Origin of the sequence: Sphingopyxis sp. (assembly GCF_019459305.1) — a bacterium.
Taxonomy (GTDB): Bacteria; Pseudomonadota; Alphaproteobacteria; order Sphingomonadales; family Sphingomonadaceae; genus Sphingopyxis.
The window spans coordinates 1-2,981 of record NZ_JAIBES010000034.1 but is presented as its reverse complement, the minus strand read 5'-3'; the positions used below and the strand labels follow the sequence as shown (position 1 = coordinate 2,981).

Sequence of the window (2,981 nt, the reverse complement as noted above, 5' to 3'; positions counted from 1 at the left end):
CCCCCGCGATGGCGGGGCCCGCTGTCGGTTTACGCTGCGGTGAAGAGATCGGGCGCCAACGCCCCGCCTTGGGGGGGGGGACGATTTGCCCATGGAGTTCTCACCCGCGACGAAACGCGCTACCACATCGACATGTCCGTTCCCGCCGACGCCTCGATCCTGACCAGCGCCGCGTTGCGCGAGGCCGAGGCCGCCTGCGCGGTGCAAGGCACGGCGCTGTGCGAGTTGATGGAGCTTGCCGGCGCAGCGGTGGCCGATACCGCGTGGCGGATGGCGGCGGGCGCGCCGACTCTGATCCTGTGCGGACCCGGCAACAATGGCGGTGATGGTTATGTCGCGGCGCGGTTGCTTGCGGCGCGCGGTGCGACGGTCCGGGTGGCAGCCTTGGCTGAACCCGCGACCGATCTGGCAAAGGCCGCGCGTGCCGAGTGGAACGGACCGGTCGAGCCGATTGATGCCAGACTGGCCGCCGCGCCGTTGGTCGTCGATGCATTGTTTGGCGTCGGGCTGTCGCGGCCAATGGCCGACGATCTTGCTTTGCTGTTGCAGCGCTTCGCCGGACGTCGTGTGCTGGCGGTTGACGTCCCAAGTGGCGTTGAGAGCGACGGCAACGCCGAATGGTTACCGCCTCTGGCCGCCGATGTCACGCTGGCGCTTGGCGCGCTGAAGCCTGCGCATGTCTTGCTGCCCACCGCACCGGCTTGCGGCCGCGTGTTGCTGGCGCCGATCGGGATTGCCCCGCACGGGACGATGCGGACCTTGCCGTCATTGAAAGCCGCCACGCCCGCGGCGATCGCCCACAAGTTCAATCGCGGAATGGTACTGGTGTTTGCCGGACCGATGCCGGGCGCCGCAGGGCTGGCGTCGGCGGCGGCGCTGCGCGCGGGGGGCGGTTTTGTCGTGGTCGAGGGTAGCGAACGCGCGCTGCTGTCGGCGATCATCACTGAGAGCGACGCGCGCTTTGGCGAGCGGCTGAGCGATCCCCGGGTGGGCGCCGTCGTGATCGGACCGGGGTTTCCGGCGGGCGACGAATTGCTGTTCGATGTCGAGGCGGCGCTCGATTCGGGCAAGCCACTGGTGCTCGACGCCGCCGCGATCGCCGCGTCCTTGCCGCGCCTGTGCGAAACGCCGTGCCGGGCGATTCTTACCCCGCATGAAGGCGAATTTGCGCGCGCCTTTCCCGAATTATACGGCAGCAAAATCGACAGGGCGAAGGCAGCGGCCGTGCGAACGGGGGCGGTGGTCGTTTACAAGGGCGCCGATACTATCGTCGCGTCCCCCGATGGCCGCGTCGTGGCGGCCTGGCCCGGCAGCCCCTGGCTGGCGACGGCAGGGACGGGCGATGTGCTGGCCGGAGCGTGCGGTGCGATGCTGGCGCGCGGCGGCGATGCGTTCGACGCCGCGGTCGCGGCGGTGGGGTGGCATATCGCGCAGGCGGCGCGTATAGGCCGCGGCCTTGTCGCCGACGATCTGGTTAGGGAATGAAATGAGCGAAACAGCGCTGATCGAGCGCATCGCCGCGCGCGGCGATGGCGTGACCGGCGATGGCCGTCATGTCGCTGGCGGAGTTCCGGGCGACCAGATCGCGGCCGACGGGACGTTGATCCCCGGGCCGAACCGCGCCGAACCGCCATGCCGCCATTTCGGCAAGTGCGGCGGCTGCGAATTACAGCATGTCGCTGAGCCCGCGCTCGCCGATTTTGTGCTCGACCGGGTGGTCGGCGCGCTGGCGGGGCAGGAAGTGCCGGTTGGCGAGGTGCTGCCCGCGCTGTTGTCGCCGCCGCAAAGCCGCCGCCGCGCGGCACTGACCGCGTTGCGCATTGGCAAGCAGGTTGCGATTGGCTTCAACGCGGCGCAGAGCAATCAGATCGTCGATATGCGGCAATGCCCGCTACTGCTGCCGGAATTGTTCGCGCTGATCGCGCCGCTGCGCGCGCTGCTGACTACGATTGCGCAGCAGAAGCGGCCGGTGAAAGTCAAGTTGCAAATGCTCGACCAGGGGGTCGAGGTGATATTGGAAGGCGTCAAGGCCGAAGGTCTCGATGCCGCCATGGCGCTGCAGGATTTCGCGGGCGCGCACAAGCTTGCGCGCTTTGCCATCGACCAGGGGCACGGGCTAGAAACCTTGTGGCAGCCCGAACCGCCAACGGTTTGCTTTGGCGATGTGACGGTTGAAGTACCGGCATTCTCGTTTCTGCAGCCGACGACCGCGGGGCAAGCGGCGCTGGTCGACGCGGTGGCGAAAGCGATTGGCGATGCCGGGGCGGTGGCTGATTTGTTTGCGGGGGTCGGGACGTTTGCGCTGTCGCTGCAGAAGGGGCGCAAAGTCTATGCCGCCGAAGGCGCGCGCGATGCGATTGCAGCGCTGAAGGCGTCGGCTAACCGCGTCGGGGCGCTGGTCGCGACCGAGCATCGCGATCTGTTCCGGCGTCCGCTGATCCCTGCCGAGCTTAACCGCTTCGGCGCAGTGATCCTCGACCCGCCGCGCGCGGGGGCCGAGGAGCAGGTGGCGCAATTGGCGGCGTCGGATACGCCGGTGATCGCTTATGTCAGCTGCAACCCCGCGAGCTTCGCGCGCGACGCAAAACTGCTGGTTGGGGGCGGCTATAAGCTCGATTGGGTACAGCCGGTCGGCCAGTTCCGCTGGTCGACGCATGTGGAATTGGCGGGACGGTTTTCGCGATAACGAAAACCCCTCCCCTTCAGGGGAGGGGTTGGGGGGGGGGGGGGGGGGGGGGGGGTTTTGCGGGGGGCGCGGCCGCCGTTGTACACCCTCACCATGGCCCCACCCCCAAGCGTGGGCGCTGGGATTGCTTTGCGAGGTGGGCCTCCACCGGGTCGGCCAGGGGGGGGATGGCGGTGTCGCGCTGCGCGGCGAGGTGGGGGCTGGTGGCGCGGCCCTGGCCCGCCCACGCCAGCAGCGCATCGGCCGCGGCGGGGGTATCGAACAGCCCGTGCAGATAAGTGCCGCGCACCTGGCC

General features: G+C 68.9%; 3 protein-coding genes. 2 read left to right on the top strand and 1 reads right to left on the bottom strand.

Annotated elements, in window-relative coordinates; translation table 11 throughout:
* Window positions 1-1,485: NAD(P)H-hydrate dehydratase (locus K0M74_RS03615; RefSeq protein WP_366932632.1), on the top strand; the 1,485-nt coding region annotated here is incomplete at its 5' end.
* Between the two features lies 1 nt (window position 1,486).
* On the top strand, window positions 1,487-2,686 hold the full coding sequence (locus tag K0M74_RS03610) for a class I SAM-dependent RNA methyltransferase (RefSeq protein ID WP_293968101.1): 1,200 nt from the start codon (window positions 1,487-1,489) through the stop codon (window positions 2,684-2,686).
* An 88-nt stretch (window positions 2,687-2,774) separates the two neighbouring features.
* Here the strand turns inward: K0M74_RS03610 and K0M74_RS03605 are convergent.
* Window positions 2,775-2,981 (bottom strand): hypothetical protein (locus tag K0M74_RS03605; RefSeq protein ID WP_366932631.1); only part of this gene is annotated, 207 nt, incomplete at its 5' end.

Coding starts and splice junctions, on each gene's coding strand:
- K0M74_RS03610 (WP_293968101.1), top strand. CDS start 1,487: ATGAGCGAAACAGCGCTGATCGAGCGCATCGCCGCGCGCGGCGATGGC.